At 40.0% G+C, this 16,311-nt stretch carries 15 protein-coding genes; 6 read left to right on the top strand and 9 right to left on the bottom strand.

Going from position 1 to position 16,311, the window contains the following annotated elements:
- Nucleotides 1–222: 222 nt before the first annotated feature.
- The gene (locus D1B33_RS10660; protein WP_118876365.1) at nt 223–1,122 is read right to left on the bottom strand and encodes a DMT family transporter; all 900 of its coding nucleotides are present in this window, start codon (nt 1,120–1,122) and stop codon (nt 223–225) included.
- 111 nt (nt 1,123–1,233) lie between these two features.
- On the opposite strand from D1B33_RS10660, the gene D1B33_RS10655 reads away from it, so the two are divergent.
- The gene (locus D1B33_RS10655; RefSeq protein ID WP_407656724.1) at nt 1,234–1,959 is read left to right on the top strand and encodes an MgtC/SapB family protein; all 726 of its coding nucleotides are present in this window, start codon (nt 1,234–1,236) and stop codon (nt 1,957–1,959) included.
- Nucleotides 1,960–1,970: 11 nt separating this feature from the next.
- Complete coding sequence (locus tag D1B33_RS10650) at nt 1,971–2,972, top strand: cation diffusion facilitator family transporter (RefSeq protein ID WP_118876364.1); 1,002 nt, start codon at nt 1,971–1,973, stop codon at nt 2,970–2,972.
- A 331-nt stretch (nt 2,973–3,303) separates the two neighbouring features.
- Here D1B33_RS10650 and D1B33_RS10645 read toward each other — a convergent pair whose 3' ends face one another.
- The 3 genes from D1B33_RS10645 to pruA form a co-directional block, all read right to left on the bottom strand.
- Nucleotides 3,304–4,467 carry an iron-containing alcohol dehydrogenase gene (locus tag D1B33_RS10645; RefSeq protein ID WP_118876363.1) on the bottom strand — a complete coding sequence of 388 codons (1,164 nt, stop codon included), beginning with the start codon at nt 4,465–4,467 and terminating at the stop codon, nt 3,304–3,306.
- A 112-nt stretch (nt 4,468–4,579) separates the two neighbouring features.
- Nucleotides 4,580–5,824 carry a Glu/Leu/Phe/Val family dehydrogenase gene (locus D1B33_RS10640; RefSeq protein ID WP_118876362.1) on the bottom strand — a complete coding sequence of 415 codons (1,245 nt, stop codon included), beginning with the start codon at nt 5,822–5,824 and terminating at the stop codon, nt 4,580–4,582.
- 242 nt (nt 5,825–6,066) lie between these two features.
- Complete coding sequence (pruA, locus tag D1B33_RS10635) at nt 6,067–7,614, bottom strand: L-glutamate gamma-semialdehyde dehydrogenase (RefSeq protein ID WP_118876361.1); 1,548 nt, start codon at nt 7,612–7,614, stop codon at nt 6,067–6,069.
- Nucleotides 7,615–7,782: 168 nt separating this feature from the next.
- On the opposite strand from pruA, the gene D1B33_RS10630 reads away from it, so the two are divergent.
- A complete protein-coding gene (locus tag D1B33_RS10630; RefSeq protein WP_118876360.1) occupies nt 7,783–9,090 on the top strand; it encodes an AAA-type ATPase lid domain-containing protein in 1,308 nt (435 codons plus the stop codon).
- 131 nt (nt 9,091–9,221) lie between these two features.
- Here the strand turns inward: D1B33_RS10630 and yugI are convergent, their stop codons facing one another.
- Complete coding sequence (gene yugI / locus D1B33_RS10625; RefSeq protein ID WP_118876359.1) at nt 9,222–9,593, bottom strand: S1 domain-containing post-transcriptional regulator GSP13; 372 nt, start codon at nt 9,591–9,593, stop codon at nt 9,222–9,224.
- Nucleotides 9,594–9,829: 236 nt separating this feature from the next.
- Nucleotides 9,830–10,090, bottom strand: coding sequence for a DUF1871 family protein (locus D1B33_RS10620; RefSeq protein ID WP_199677393.1), 261 nt, complete (start codon nt 10,088–10,090; stop codon nt 9,830–9,832).
- 75 nt (nt 10,091–10,165) lie between these two features.
- Between D1B33_RS10620 and D1B33_RS10615 the strand changes: the two genes are divergently transcribed.
- Complete coding sequence (locus tag D1B33_RS10615; RefSeq protein ID WP_118876357.1) at nt 10,166–11,347, top strand: MalY/PatB family protein; 1,182 nt, start codon at nt 10,166–10,168, stop codon at nt 11,345–11,347.
- 85 nt (nt 11,348–11,432) lie between these two features.
- Here D1B33_RS10615 and D1B33_RS10610 read toward each other — a convergent pair whose 3' ends face one another.
- Nucleotides 11,433–11,651 carry a hypothetical protein gene (locus tag D1B33_RS10610; protein WP_118876356.1) on the bottom strand — a complete coding sequence of 73 codons (219 nt, stop codon included), beginning with the start codon at nt 11,649–11,651 and terminating at the stop codon, nt 11,433–11,435.
- 21 nt (nt 11,652–11,672) lie between these two features.
- Nucleotides 11,673–12,260 carry a peptidylprolyl isomerase gene (locus D1B33_RS10605; RefSeq protein WP_118876355.1) on the bottom strand — a complete coding sequence of 196 codons (588 nt, stop codon included), beginning with the start codon at nt 12,258–12,260 and terminating at the stop codon, nt 11,673–11,675.
- Between the two features lie 204 nt (nt 12,261–12,464).
- Between D1B33_RS10605 and D1B33_RS10600 the strand changes: the two genes are divergently transcribed.
- Complete coding sequence (locus tag D1B33_RS10600; RefSeq protein WP_118876354.1) at nt 12,465–13,679, top strand: MFS transporter; 1,215 nt, start codon at nt 12,465–12,467, stop codon at nt 13,677–13,679.
- Between the two features lie 76 nt (nt 13,680–13,755).
- The gene (locus tag D1B33_RS10595; protein WP_118876353.1) at nt 13,756–15,603 is read left to right on the top strand and encodes a transglycosylase domain-containing protein; all 1,848 of its coding nucleotides are present in this window, start codon (nt 13,756–13,758) and stop codon (nt 15,601–15,603) included.
- A gap of 42 nt (nt 15,604–15,645) precedes the next feature.
- Here D1B33_RS10595 and D1B33_RS10590 read toward each other — a convergent pair whose 3' ends face one another.
- Entirely contained in the window at nt 15,646–16,209 is a 564-nt protein-coding gene (locus tag D1B33_RS10590) for a DUF5366 family protein (RefSeq protein WP_118876352.1), read from the bottom strand.
- Nucleotides 16,210–16,311 lie beyond the last annotated feature (102 nt).

Raw genomic sequence — 16,311 nt, 5'->3', positions numbered from 1 at the left:
TTCAGTTTTCAAGGTTCATTTATACCGCTTTTTAAAAGTGACTTTTACACCTTATCACATTTCATGATTTAGGTCAAGAAAAACAACCACTTCATTTAAACAGCGACTTTAATAGTATAACTCATCCTCACTAAGCAGTCAATAACTTTTTTCGAAACACTCTTCTAAAAAAGGTTGTCTTGTTGAGGACAAGTAATACTATATAACATATCAATTTATTAATCAAGCTTTTTTTCTAAATAAATTCTTGATATTTTTCAGATCAATAATAAAAAACATTAATCCCAACATAACAATAATACCGCCTGCTACTTGGGTTGCAATTAATTTCTCCGAGAATACAAAGTAAGCTAGAATCGCAGCCCCTATTGGTTCGAATAAGATCGCTACAGAAATAACATTTGTACTAACGTATTTCACAGCCCAATTAAATAAGGTGTGACCCAATAGGTTCGGAATAATTGCAAGCAATAAAAACCACATCCAGGTAGAAGCAGGATAAGGGCCAAATGACTCCCCTTTTAAAAGCATATAAAAAAACAAACAAATTGTGCTAACCAAATACACTACCATCGTATACGTAATTAATGAGATACGCTTTCGAACATCTTGACCGAAAAGCAAGTAGGCAGTAATAAGAGCACATGAGATCAAGGCGAGCATGTCACCGTATAATGCACTTCCACTAACCTTAAAGTCACCCCAGCTTATTAAAAAGCTACCCAAAATTGCAATCACACCAGAAGCAATTGTTTTAATCGAAATCTTCTCTTTAAAGAAAAAATATGTTCCGATAAACGCAAACAGCGGCTGTAAAGTAACAAGAACAGTCGAACTCGCTACAGATGTGTAATTAAGCGATTCAAACCATAAAATAAAATGAAACGCCAAAAAAATACCGGCGATTGAAGAAAAAACCCAATCCTTTTTCGATAATGCTTTTAATTCATGAAAATATTTATAAAAAAATAGCGGACTCATGATTATGATGGAGAAAAACATTCGATAAAATGCGATTACTCCTGACTCTGCTTCTGCCAACTTTACCATGATGGCAGATAATGATACTGAAATTACCCCAATTATAATTGGAATATAGGGGTGTACTTTAGGTGTTTCCATTTTTATAAAACCTCGTATTTATATTTTTGATATAGTAATTAGCAAGAACTTCGTATTACATTCTTTCATTTTTAAACAACATTATCAACAAGAAAAAAGGGGGAGGAAAAATTGGATATTGTTTTCTTGAACGAAGCTTTATCTATAGAAATTATCATTAAATTGATTATCGCAGCCACATTAAGTTTAATAATCGGCATTGAGAGGGAATTAAAAAAGAAACCGGTAGGACTGAAAACCAGTTTAGTCATTGCTACCTTTAGTTGTTTGCTGACCATTATCTCTATAGAAACTGCCTATACCACACCAGCACGTGATGATATTAATATTACGATGGACCCCCTTCGCCTTGCAGCACAAATCGTGAGCGGCATTGGATTTTTAGGGGCCGGTGTTATTTTGAGAAAAGGCAATGATAGTATAACAGGTTTAACAACAGCAGCAATGATTTGGGGTGCTGCGGGAATTGGTATAGCTGTGGGTGCAGGATTTTATTTGGAAGCCTTCGTCACGGTTGTCATAGTAGTTTTGGGAATCGAACTGATTGCTCCCTTCTTATTAAAAATTGGTCCCAGAAGACTGCGAATGAAAGAACTGGTTCTTAAAGCGAGGCTAACGGAAGAAGAGAACGTTCAAAACCTTCTTACATTCATGAAGGAAAATGAAATGTATATAGAAAACATCCGCATAAAAGACATTCCGATTTCATCCGACCAAATATTATTTGAAGTGGATATTCGATTTTCTACATTATTTCGCAAAGATACTATATCAATTTACCGAATATTGCACACACTACCGTATGTACAAAAAATCGAGCTTGAAAGCTTGGGTTAATGGAGGTACCAATGGGCGATTTTTTCAAATTATTAAAGAGCGGTAATAAACCCTCACTCGTTGCAGCATTCGTTAATTTATTTTTAGGCATCATTAAGGGTGCAGCCTATTTCTTTACAGGAAATGTTGCGATGTTCGCAGAGATGATGCACTCGCTTGGAGACGCTGCGAACCAATTTTTCGTCTTTATCGGATCGGCCCTTTCAAAAAAGGCACCGACGAAACGATTTCCAAATGGGTTTGGTCGTGTCGTAAACTTAGTTTGTTTAGGTGCCGTATTAATCGTGGCTATCCTTTCTTATGAAACCGTTAAAGAGGGTTGGCATCATTTTATGCATCCTGCCGAACAATCAGGCGGTATACTAATTGCATTAGGCGTTTTATTCCTCGGGTTTGTTTTAGAAGGATTCGTCCTTCATAAAGCAGCAAAAGAAGTACTGCACGAAGCAGGTCAAACTAAAACCGGTCTTGCTGCCATTCCAAAATCCGTTGCATATCTTAATCGGGCAAAACCTGCCACGAAGCTTGTATGGATGGAAGACTTAGTCGCTACGAGCGGTAATATTCTTGCTTTTCTTGCAATCATTATTGCTTATTTTACCGGCTTTCATGCACTTGAAGGTCTCGTATCGATGATTATTGGTCTCATGATGTTCTATGTAGTAGGGCGTGTATTCCTGGATAATGCGCGCGGGGCTATTGGAGAGAATGATGAGGAAATGCAAGTGCATATCGGAAATATGGTTATGGAAGATCCGCACATTACTGATATCAGAAGTCTGGAAGTTATAAAAGAAGGCGAATTTTTGCATGTAGATCTGGTTGCCGAAACAGATCCAAATCAGTCCCTTGCCTATTTGGATGATGTACGCGATCATTTAATCAAATTGATCATGAGCCAAAAGGGCGTAACCAAAGTTACCTTATCCTTTGACGAAGAGGATGGAATAACCGAATGGAAGCATCCAGTCAAGGAAAAGAAAATATTAATAGACGAAACGAATAAGAGGTAAATTTAAAACCCTTGTGCATCCATATTGCACAAGGGTTATTATATATTGAATGCGCCTAGCGTATTGTGTCCAGATTATTATCANATTGAATGCGCCTAGCGTATTGTGTCCAGATTATTATCAAGCTTAGGCCTGCACGATGCAGGTCAGTTAGCCGTTGTCGTAGGACGCGACGACCTTAGGCTAACTTCCTCTTAACATTCCATTAAAAATCTGTGACATCCGCCTGGGGCATTAACTTCATTCACTCAGTATTCAACCCTACTGAAATCATTTACACTTTCCATTGATTACACTTCTTATAGAAGCAGGAAACTTCTACTGACTGAAATTAAAGCGACATTTCAAGAATCGTTCGAACGTCTTCTGCTTGCAGCTTTTTAAATCTCCCGAATGGTCCGTTTACCATCGATTTTTCAACCAGTACTTCCAGTTGAGAGCCATCAATTTCATAATCAGCTAGACGGCTTGGAGCACCTATGGAATTCCAAAATTCTCTTAAACGGTCAATCCCTTCTAGGGCTACTTGTTCAGCCGATTTTCCATCCGGATTTACATGGAATACTCGTACAGCAAGTTGTGCAAATCGCTCAGGGTTGACGGAAACGTTGTGTTTCATCCAATTCGGGAAAATGATTGCAAGGCCGCCGCCGTGTGGAATATCATATACTGCCGAAACGGAATGCTCGATATTATGCGTTGCCCAGTCTCCTCTCGACCCGATTGAAAGAAAGCCGTTTAAACCGACTGTACCCGCCAATAAAATGGTTTCGCGCAACTCATAGTTTTCAAGGTCCTCCAGTAATTTCGGAGCTGTATTAATTACCGTGCGCAGTACCCCTTCACACATTTCATCGGTAACCGGTGTATTCGTTGCATCATGGAAATATTGTTCAAATACATGGGACATAATATCCACCATGCCATAAACCGTGTGATTTTTAGGAACAGTGAATGTATAAGTTGGATCAAGAATTGAAAATGTCGGGAAAACATAAGGACTGCCCCAACCGTATTTTTCCTTTGTCTGCTCATTCGAAATAACTGACGCAGAATTCATCTCTGAACCTGTAGCGGCAAGTGTTAAAATAGTTCCAAACGGAAGGGCATCAGTCACTTGCACTTTTTTAATTACAATATTCCAAGCATCTTCATCAATTTTGGCGCCGGCCGCAATTAACTTTGTACAATCTATGACCGAACCGCCGCCGACAGCCAGTATCAAATCAATCGATTCCTTCTTGCATATTTCAATCCCTTTTCGAGCTGTCTCAACCCTTGGATTAGGCTCAACCCCGCCAATTTCAAACACGTTCATTTTTAATTCCTCTAAAATTGCCATTACTTCATCATAGAGGCCACTCTTTTTAATGCTTCCGCCGCCATATACAACTAAAATATTTCGTCCAAATTTCGGCAGCTCTTGTTTTAATTGCTCAATTTGCCCTTTTCCAAAATGCAGACGCACTGGATTGTAAAATGAAAAGTTATTCAATCCTGACTCCCCTTTTCAAAAAAATAAAAGCTATGCAAAGAAGTTTCTTTACATAGCTAATTTTAACAAAGTTGAAAATATAAATCTTTTGAAATGCATAAGGCGATGTGGATTATACCCAACCGCGGAAACGGGATGCCTCCGCTGTGCGGCGTACACCGACCATATATGCTGCTAATCGCATATTGATATTGCGTGTAGTGGCTGTTGTATACACATTCTCAAATGCATCGACCATTTTTTTGTAAAGTTTTTCACGTACTTCTTCGGCTGTCCAGTAGTACCCCTGGTTGTTCTGCACCCATTCGAAGTAAGATACTGTTACCCCACCGGCAGATGCCAATACGTCCGGAACCAATAGAATTCCTCGGTCAGTTAAAATCTTCGTTGCTTCAGAAGTAGTAGGGCCGTTTGCCGCTTCTACTACAATGTTCGCTTTTATATTATGTGCATTTTCAGCCGTAATCTGGTTTTCAATCGCAGCCGGAACCAAAATATCACAATCAAGCTCAAGCAATTCTTGGTTCGTAATCGTATTTTCAAAAAGAGTCGTAACGGTACCGAAACTATCACGGCGATCAAGCAAGTAATCAATGTCCAGGCCGTTTGGATCATGCAAGGCTCCATGTGCATCAGAAATGCCAATAACTTTCGCGCCTAGATCACTCATAAACTTAGCCAAAAAGCTTCCGGCATTACCGAATCCCTGAATAACCACGCGTGCACCTTTAATATCAATACCGCGTTTCTTTGCAGCTTCTTCAATTACAATCGTAACGCCTTCTGCCGTGGCGCGATCACGTCCTTGAGATCCACCCAGCACAATCGGTTTCCCTGTAATGAATCCTGGAGAGTTAAATTCGTCCATGCGGCTATATTCATCCATCATCCATGCCATTATCTGAGCGTTTGTAAATACGTCCGGAGCCGGAATATCTTTTGTCGGCCCAACGATTTGCGAAATCGCGCGCACATAGCCACGGCTCAAACGTTCAAGTTCACGCATTGACATTTGGCGCGGATCACAAATAATACCGCCTTTACCTCCGCCATAAGGCAAATCAACGATTCCGCATTTTAATGTCATCCACATAGAAAGCGCTTTTACTTCATCTTCGTTCACCATTGGATGGAAACGAACTCCACCCTTTGTCGGGCCTACCGCATCATTATGTTGTGCCCGGTATGCAGTAAAGACCTGTGTTGTACCATCGTCCATTTTTACGGGGATGCGAACGTGCAGCATCCGAAGAGGTTCTTTCAACAATTCATACATCGCTTCATCGTAGCCAAGCTTATTCAATGCTTCTTTAATGACATCCTGGGTTGATGTAAAAAGATTTAAATTTTCAGCCATTTTATTCGCCTCTTTAAAATAGTTATATTTGTTTAATCGCAAACATTGTAACATACTTTAAATCTTATTTGGTTATTATTCTCTTCACATTTTTGAATCAATTCAAATTAATTAGAAAGATAAATATGAATGATTAAATTATTAACATTCTACATAAAAATATGCGCCTTTTCCATTAATTGCTTTTAAAAAAAGCAGACGCCTAAACGCCTGCTATTATACTCTTTTTCTGCTGTTGTAAATTATAGAGATTCAGAGACAGTTTTTGCTTGCATATGAAGTGTTAAATAGTCCGGTCCGCCTGCCTTGGAATCTGTACCCGACATGTTGAATCCGCCAAACGGTTGGTAGCCAACAGTTGCCGCCGTACATCCACGATTGAAGTACAAGTTGCCAACATGGAAATCTTCACGAGCTTTTTCCAAGTGGAAACGGTTATTTGAAAGCACCGCGCCAGTTAAACCATATTCAGTATTGTTGGCAATATCAATTGCCTCATCGAAGTCCTTTGCTTTCGTTACGGCAAGAACAGGACCGAAGATTTCCTCCTGCATGATACGAGCTTGAGGGTCCACTTCCGCAAATACGGTCGGGTGGATAAAATAGCCTTTGGAATCATCTGCATTGCCGCCTGCCACCAAACGCCCTTCCCCTTTGCCAATCTCAATATAATCCGTAATTTTCTTGAATGCCCCCGCATCATTTACCGGCCCGACGAATGTTTCTCCGTTCGCAGGGTCGCCAACGATTAATTCATTTGTTAATTCAACCACACGATTCAGTACGGTTTCATATGCTTGATCACCCACGATTACCGCACGTGAACATGCGGAACATTTCTGGCCCGAGAAACCAAAAGCACTTGTTACGATGGACTGGGCAGCTAGTTCAAAATCGGCATGGTCATCCACTACAATTGTGTCTTTGCCGCCCATTTCAGCAATGACTCGCTTAATCCAGATTTGACCTTCATTTAAAACCGAAGCCCGCTCGTTAATGCGCAAACCTACATCACGGGAACCCGTGAAACTAATGAAGCGCGTGCGAGGGTGATCCACCAGGTAGTCCCCAACTTCTGCTCCCGAACCCGGAATATAGTTGATGACACCTGCCGGAAGCCCTGCTTCCTCCATAATTTCCACAAATTTATATGCAATGACAGGAGTTGTTGATGCCGGCTTAAGCAGCACCGTATTTCCTGTTACTACCCCAGCTACAGTCGTTCCTGCCATAATGGCGAACGGGAAGTTCCATGGTGAGATGACTACCCCTACCCCTAGTGGAATATAAGTATATTTATTAATTTGATTTTGATTTTCAGCCAAAGGTTTCCCTTTTGCAAGCTCCAGCATTTGACGTCCATAATATTCCAGGAAGTCGATTCCTTCCGCAATATCACCATCTGCCTGTGCCCATGGCTTGCCTGCTTCCTTTGTCAACCATGCACAAAGTTCAAATTTACGGCGACGAGCAATAGCTGCCGCTTTGAACAACACCTCTGCACGAACTTCGGGATTTACTTTTTTCCATGTATTGAAGGTTGAATCGGCAATTTGCATCGCCTTTTCGGCTAATTCTTGGTTGGCTTTTGACACAAACCCTACTACTTGCGATTTATCGGATGGATTATAAGAAGTGATTTTCTGTTCAGTTGTAATACGCTCTCCGCCAATAATCAATGGATATTCTTGACCAAGTTCACTTTCAACCGTTTTCAATGCTTCTAAATAAGCTTGACGATTTTCTTCAATTGAAAAATCTGTTAATGGCTCACTTTTATACGGAATCATTCAAAAACCCTCCTTAAAATAATACTAATAGTATGTGTAGCATGAACAATTGATTAGTGCAAAAAATATTTGCACTATTTTTAACTTTCTATATATAATAATGCAAAAGATTGTTGCGTTTTTCAAGCGCTAATTATCAAAATTGTCAAATTTCTCGAGGTGCACAACATGGGAGTACAAATAAAAGAGATGATAAAGTTTTATGAATCTGCAGTTGAACATGTTTCTGTGGGCATTCATGCTATTGATCGCAATGGGCAGACGATACTATATAACAACAAAATGAAAGAAATCGAAGGCTTTAATATTGAAGATATCTCAGACCGCTCCATCCTGGAACTGTTTGCTTTCAGGCAAAATGACAGCACCCTGCTTCGGGTCCTGCAGACAGGAAAAAAGGAACTGAATGTGAAGCAGACTTATTGGAACAAAGATGGCCATGAAATTACTACCATCAACGATACTTATCCATTGTATGATCAAGGTGAAATCATTGGAGCAATTGAATTTGCGCGCGATATAACGTCCTTGGAGAAACTTGTTTATCAACCGTTAAGACGTTACGGCGAGCCATTAACCTTTGACATCATCACCGCAGTATCCGACCAAATGAAATCGGTCATCGAAAGCGCAAAAAAGGCTTCTCAAGCTAAATTACCCGTTTTGTTGGTAGGTGAATCCGGAACTGGAAAAGATATGATTGCAGAAAGCATACATCATGAATTAAAGCCTGCCAATAACGAGTTTGTACCTTTATTTAGCAGAAGGAAGAACCACTCCATTCTGGAGAAACTGGAAGAATATTTAGGGAATGATAAAGCGTATACTTTTTTCTTTGAACGCATCGAATTTTTATCCATTCCCATGCAGCAAATGTTATTGAAGAAACTGAATGAGATCCATCATGAAAGCCACATGGTGATCGGAAGCATTGGCGACGATCCGGTTGAATTAATCGGCAATGGCCAGCTTTTAAAAGAGTTATATTATCATTTTGCATCGCTTACTATTTATATTCCGCCGCTCGCGGAGAGAAAAGAAGATATTAAGCCATTTGTGAATGATTATTTTAGTCGGCACCGCGAGCGTTTTGCTTCCCACATTGAAGGCGTGGCTGAGGATGTGATGGATTTATTCCATCAATATGATTGGCCAGGAAATCTAAAGGAACTGGAGTTATTGTTGGATGAAATTTCTTCGATGATTACGAATGAAAAAGTTGTCACTTACGAAATGCTTCCGTTGCACTTCCGTTTTAAAGTACTTCAATTAGCCGAAGCAACACGAGAACCCCACTTCTTTATCGTTCAATCAAATAAAGAACTTCTGCCTTTGGATGAATATCTAAGAGAAGCAGAAAATTATTATGTGCAAAATGTGCTTCATATGTACGAGGGCAATATTACGAAAACCGCGCAAGCCCTGGGAATGAGCAGGCAAAACCTTCAATATCGGCTGCGAAAACTGAAAAAATAAGGGGCTGTCTTTGAGACAGTCCCTTTTGTTTTTTATTGTCTAGCAACTACCGCCAGCCTGGTCTTAGGTCGCGGTCTGTCCACGGCTGAAAACCGGAAAGACCGGGGCTAAATAAGGCGCTTGCGCTTTCATTATTGTCCGGATTGGTCGATCCATTGTTGCAGTTTGTCTTTTAAAGATTTAAAACCATTCGCATCACTTTCATCAACTCGGTCTTGCAATGATTTTCTTGTTTGCTCTTTTTTCTTTTGAGGCGGTGCTTCTTGCAGTGCACGAGTAGATAAGCTGATTTTTTCAGATTGATCATCAATATCCAGGATTTTGACTTCGATCTCATCACCAACCTTTAAAAAATCGGCAACATCTTTTACATACCCATACGTAATTTCCGAAATATGAACGAGTCCTTGTGTATGTTCATCCAAAGCAACAAACGCTCCATAAGGCTGTATGCCAGTTACCTTACCGGTTACAACTTCACCTACTTCGTATTTTTTTGTCATAAAATGGTTCCTACTTTCTGTATCTACGTAAATGTCATGTTAAATTATAACATATGTGCACTACGCGAACAAAGATTCACCTTATTACAATCACATTTATTTAGAGGGGCGGTTTCACACCAAACACTGCAATAAAAAAAGGCTTCCCATTATTAATGAGAGCTCCCGATAGATGCTTCATCCCATTAATAAAAAGAAAACCCTTTTCGTCTTGGCTGCTATAAGTGCAGTTTACATTAGACGATACATTTGGCTTCGAATTTAATCGCAATCAATTTATATGAAATTTCAACACACTTTTCAAAAGGAATCCATTGTTCGAAAGAATGTTCATAGACTTGCTGAATGACCTTGGCAAGCTGGCTTGGATCATCGATTTCTTGAAGTGCCGCTACCACATCCGCCGTTTCGGTGTCATAGCCATTCTCCCCAATGTGGAAAGGATCCCATTGTTCCAAAAGTGCAACCGCTGTTTTATTCATTATTATATTATCCAAAGTTTTCACCCTATTTTTACTTTATCGTATGCTATTATATTATAAACAAGAATAAAAAGAAATGAGTGATAGATTTTGTTTAATTTTGATGAGTTGCATAATCGTAAAAATACCAATAGTTTAAAGTGGGATCAATTCAAAGAACGCTTAAAACTAAAATATAATGTAGAAGATGCTTCGGAGATTCTGCCGATGTGGGTAGCGGATATGGATTTTGCGATTCCGCAAGTGATTGTGGACGCAATCACAGAACGCCTGAATCACCCGATTTTCGGCTATTCCTATGTAAGCGATGAATGCAAAAATGCCATTCAAGGCTGGTTTGAACGCCGCCATAATTGGCACATCGAGACAAACACATTGATGTTCCATCAAGGGGTGGTTCCTGCACTGGCAACCATTCTTGAAACATTTACAAAACCAGGAGACAAAATTTGCATCTCTACACCGGTTTACCCTGCATTTTTCGGCATTCCTTCAGCTCAACAGCGCGAAGTAATCGAATGTCAATTAGTGGCCGCAGAGGGTTCATATAAATTTGACTTTTCAGCCCTTGAAGAGCAATTCAAAGCAGGTGTGAAAGTTTATATTCTTTGCAGTCCCCATAATCCCGGCGGAGTAGTGTGGTCACGAGAAGATTTGGAGAAACTGGTTGATCTATGCATCCAATATGATGTATTGCTGATTTCGGATGAAATCCACGCCGATATCGTCTTCGAAGGGTATAAGCACATTCCAACGATGACGGTAAAAAATGCCGACAAAGCAAAAATCATCACTTGTATCGCTCCAACAAAAACATTTAATATCGCTGGAGTTCATGCAGCCATCATGGTAGTTCCCGACAACGAACTTCGTGCGCAATTAAACAAAGATAAACAAGCCCATGGCCGTGACGATTTAAACGTGCTCGCTGCTGCAGCTGTAAGAGCAGCATATGAAAAAGGAGAAGATTGGGTGGACGCCATGACGGCTTATGTCTCCAGCAATATGGATTATGTAGTAGAACACTTAAACATATTGGATGGCATTAAAGTTGTTAAACCGCAATCCACTTATTTAATCTGGATTGATTACCGTGAAACGGGCCTTTCAGAAAGTGAAATAATGCACCGTATGCTTGAAAAAGGAAAACTGGCAATCGAACCAGGTACGAAATACAGCGAAGCAGGAAGAGGCTTCTTGCGCATGAATGTTGCCTGCCCTCTTGAAACAGTAAAAGATGGCGTGGAGCGATTTAAGAGAGCATTAGTGTAATAGTTTTCCTTTCAATATCCACAATTATAATCAAAAAAGGTTGTCCCCAACGTCCTAAAAACTATTGGAGGCAACCTTTTTTCTTCTAAGAATGTGATTGATGATTTGACATCTGCTGCTGTCTTTCCCGCAAAACGCGTTCTTCCAGTGCTTTTGTTTTCATCTCTTGCTTTTTGGATAGGTGTTTAAATAGCATAAATGCACCGATGCATAATAGCAAAATTATCAGAAATTCAATCGCGGCAGGAATATAAGCTGTCTTGTCCTCCGGGAAATAAAGAAATCCTGAATAAAGGATACTCATGGCTCACACTTCTTTCCAAGTTTAATCAATTATAGTAATTGATTCTATTTTAACATCTTCCACCGGTTTGTCGCGCATATCTTTTTCAACGTTCGCAATTTTGTCAACAATGTCCATTCCTTCAACAACCTGGCCAAAAACAGTATGTTTGAAGTCCAGCCATGGCGTACCGCCATTCTTTGCATATTCTTCAATAATTTCTTTTGGGTAACCCGCTTGTTCCATTTGTGCAATCATATTGCTTGGCGTGTGTGCCATTTGCACGATGAAAAATTGAGAACCATTTGTATTCGGGCCTGCATTCGCCATGGAAAGAGCGCCGCGCAGGTTAAATAGGTTTTCATTAAATTCATCCTCAAAAGAGTTGCCCCAGATGGATTGTCCACCCATGCCCGTACCAGTTGGATCTCCACCTTGAATCATGAAATCCGTGATAACGCGGTGGAAAACAATGCCGTTGTAGTAGCCTGATTTTGCATGTCCTAAAAAGTTCTCAACTGTTTTGGGTGCATGCTCCGGGAATAACTTAATTTTAATGCTCCCCAGCGTTGTATTCATTTCTACTAATACTTCCCCTGGATTTAATTCTTTCGTTAATTGTGGAAACATAAAAGTCTCTCCTTTTAAAAAGTTTGATTTTGGGTATTTCTTTATAGAGAAGGCCATCATTGATACCTCGTACAAGTTTACCATAGAACTTTTAATTTTTCTGCTAATTCACTTTGTTGATTTTCTTCGGATTTCGAAGTAAGTTATAAGGAATGACTATTAAAATGGATGATTCTGAATATAAGCTAGAAAGTATGTGAAAGTATGATTAATAAGCGTAATTTCATTATAATTCTCATATCAAATTTTATCGTTTCCAGTTCCCTGACCATGATTATGCCCTTTTTATCCCTTTATATCGAAACATTCGGTGATTTCCCCGAAAGCTATGTGCAAACTTGGGCAGGTTTAATATTCGGGGCTACATTTGTCACGGCCTTAATCATGTCTCCGGTTTGGGGCAGAATTGCCGATAAATATGGCTATAAACCGATCATGATCATTAACTGTTTTGGCATCGCCATTAGTATCTTTTTAATGGGGTATGTACAAAACGTTGTCCAATTTTTCATTTTGCGTCTCGCGATGGGATTGGTGACCGGGTTTATTCCAACGTCCATGGCCTTTATCAGCAAACATACACCAAAAAAGATCGCCGGAAAAACATTGGGCACACTTCAAATCGGCAGTGTCGGAGGTACTTTATTTGGTCCGGTTATTGGCGGTTCATTGGCTGACGCCATTGGTTTTAGTTTTACGTTTATTTATACATCCATTGCCATTTCGATAGCAGCAATCATCATTATTGTGGGGATTCATGAGCCGGAAATCATTCGGAAGGAAAAAAACACAATTTATTCACGCCGAAATATTTTATGGGCTATATTCCATCACCCCCTTATCTTAAGTACCATGATTGTTGCTTCCTTGATTCAGATTGGCAATTTTAGTATTCAGCCGTTACTGTCGCTGTATGTTTCCCATTTAACAACAACAGAGCAGGTAGCCATGTGGGCCGGCATCACTTTTAGCGCTACAGGCGTCGGCAATCTATTGATTGGACGATATTTTGGCAAGCTGGCAGATTCGATAGGCTATGAAAAAGTTTTGATGAGATTGTTGTTTATAAGTGTATTCTTTATTGTTCCTCAAAGCTTTGTTACTTCACTATGGCAGCTGATTGTTCTCAGGTTTTTGTATGGCATCTTTTCAGGAGGGCTGATCCCGATTATAACGGCGCTTATTCGACGGGAGGCGCCAATTGAAGTGCAAGGTGAAATTATGGGATACAATCAAAGCTTCCGCTTCTTGGGAAATATAATCGGCCCCGTGCTCGGCGGCGTGGTCAGCGGGTTTGCAACGATATCCGGCGTGTTTTATTTAACCGGGCTATTATTTTTAATAGCTGCCACTATAATATTCATTATTCGAAAACGTCCAAAAAAATATTTGGAGGATGTTTTAAAAAATCACCAATAAATTCGATATTATAAGAGGGAGTGTATTTTCAACTCTCTCTTCTTTTATTCTATAACATAGTTTTGGAGGAAATAGTATGAAGCAAATCGCCGGGTTCCTGCTAACCCTCTGTTGTTTTCCTCTTCTTTTTCTTTTTGGCAACAATATTTTAAATGAATTATCCATCGCTCAGGCTCATCAAGAAACACTGCAAAATGAAATGAAATTGCCAAAAGCCGATCAACAGTTGCCCGTAATCATGCTGGACCGAAATGGAAAGGTATTTAGCGAAGAATATGTGGAGTGGAGACAACCAACTCCATTGGAAGATATACCCGAAATCATCAAACAAATCTATTTAATAAGCGAGGATCAAGAATTTTATTCGCATATGGGGTTTAACGTGAGTGCCATTGCCCGTGCAGTTGTGGCCAATTCCCAGGGCTCCATCGAACAAGGCGGAAGTACGATTACGCAACAGCTTGTGCGTATGCGCTATTTGACAACAGACCAGACGTACGAACGAAAAGTAACCGAACTTTTTTATGCTTATGAGCTTGAAAAGTTATATGGAAAAGAAGAAATTCTGGAAATGTATTTAAATGAAATTTATTTCAGCAATGGCGTATATGGAATTGGCGCCGCGGCAAACTTTTATTTTCAAAAACCGTTGGCCGAACTGACCATTGCCCAGATGGCATTTATCGCCGCCATTCCAAACAACCCAACGTTGTATGATCCTTTTGTGCGTTTTGAAAATACAAAATCCCGCCAAGAACGGTTGCTGGATTTATTGGCAGAAGGCAGCGTCATTACCCCTGAAGAGGCTGCAGCTTACAAGCAGGAAAAAATCCAGCTGAACCTAAAAGAAAAGATACAGCGATTCCCTGCATATAGTACATACGTCTTGCAAGAATTAAGGCAGCTCATTGCCTATAGTGAAGGTTATGGAGAACAACTAAAAAAAGCAGGAAACGAAGAAGAAAAGGCTGCTGTGGAATCTAAAATAGATTCAAAGCTAGAAAGCATACTTCAAACGGGCATCACCATTGAAACAGCACTGGATCCCGTTAAACAAGCACACGATGAAAAAGCCATTGATGCTATTTTGGGTTCCGGCAGTCTGCAAAGCAGTTCGGTTGCCATTGATAATGCGACTAGGGAAATTGTTAGTTTATATGCCGGAAAACATTATAAAAAATATGACTTTCACCGCGCTTTCCAAGCAGTACGCCAGCCTGGCTCGGCCTTTAAGCCGTTAGTGGTCTACGCGCCTTTATTCGAAACAACCGATTATTCACCGAGCTCCATTGTTAGTGGAGGCCCATATTGCATCGGTAATTTTTGTCCTCAAAATTATGCGGGTGGAGTTTACGGAAATGTTTCCATTTCAACTGCTTTCAAACATAGCTATAATACATCTGCTGTCCGCTTATTGAATGAGGTCGGACTTGATACAGCTTTTGGCTATCTAGACAAGTTCAACTTTTCTTCCCTCGTCCCGGAAGATCGAACATTTGCTGCAGCGCTGGGCGGGCTTTCTTATGGGGTAACAACGCTGGAAATGGCTGATGCTTTCACTAGTTTCATAGATGGATCTTACACAAAAGCCAGGAGTATCCGGAAAGTAACGGACGCCAGTGGAAATCTCCTCTATAGTTGGCCGACTGAAAGAGAAATCATTTGGTCGCAGCAAACAGTTGGTTATATGCGCACTATGATGAGGGACGTGGTGGCGAGCGGTACGGGACAAGGCCTTGCCACAACGTCTTCCTATTTAGGAGCAAAAACGGGAACAACGAATGACTATAAAGACTATTGGTTGGCCGGATTAACCGATGAACTGACGACCGCTGTCTGGATCGGCTATGACAACCCACAGTCGATGCAATCTCTTCAAAAAGACCAGATTCATTTCAAAATATTTAATACCATTATGAATTAACTAAAAAAGAGGGGTGTGACTCTGATTAGTCACGCCCTTCTTTTATTGAGTAAACGGCAGGCTTGCCAAAAGTCCGTTATAAAGCTTCAAGACAACATATACAATCAACGTGACAAAAATTGCCCAGAAAAGAATCTCAAAAAATATAAGTCCTATTAATCCAGTAAAAGTTAAATAGTGGCTTAATTTGTACATGTTATAAATGAAGCAAACAAAAATCGTTCCAACAAATAGGATTAATAAAACCACGATTGATTGTATGCCGAATACCGAAAGCAATGCTCCAAAAAAGAAAATAAGATAGCTTCCTCTCGTTGCTCCGATCATTTGTCCATGCTGGTCCTTCGAAAAGAACAACATGGCCACTTCATGAATGGTCTCGCCGATTAGCTTCAAAGCAGAAAACAGCATAAAAAAACATAGCGAAAATACAATCAATAACAGCAATCGCAATTCAACGTCCGTCAAGAACTCCCGCATCCCGGCATATACGCCGATGGAAGTCAAGAAAGACAATGATTCTCCTACAAGGAAAATCCCAAAAGTTAAACTATATAAAATGATAGAAAACAACGGTAAATAACCATATAAATATGGATTTTTCATGACAATTTCCTCGGGTTTAATTTTTTCTACCTATTTATAATAACTGCAAATAACTTGGCATAGCAAGTTTCTGCCTCTTAACAGTGAGTGAAAACGCAGTTA

The organism is Ureibacillus yapensis (assembly GCF_003515775.1).
GTDB classification, from domain to species: Bacteria; Bacillota; Bacilli; order Bacillales_A; family Planococcaceae; genus Ureibacillus; species Ureibacillus yapensis.
This window is presented reverse-complemented; position numbering and strand designations above follow the sequence as displayed.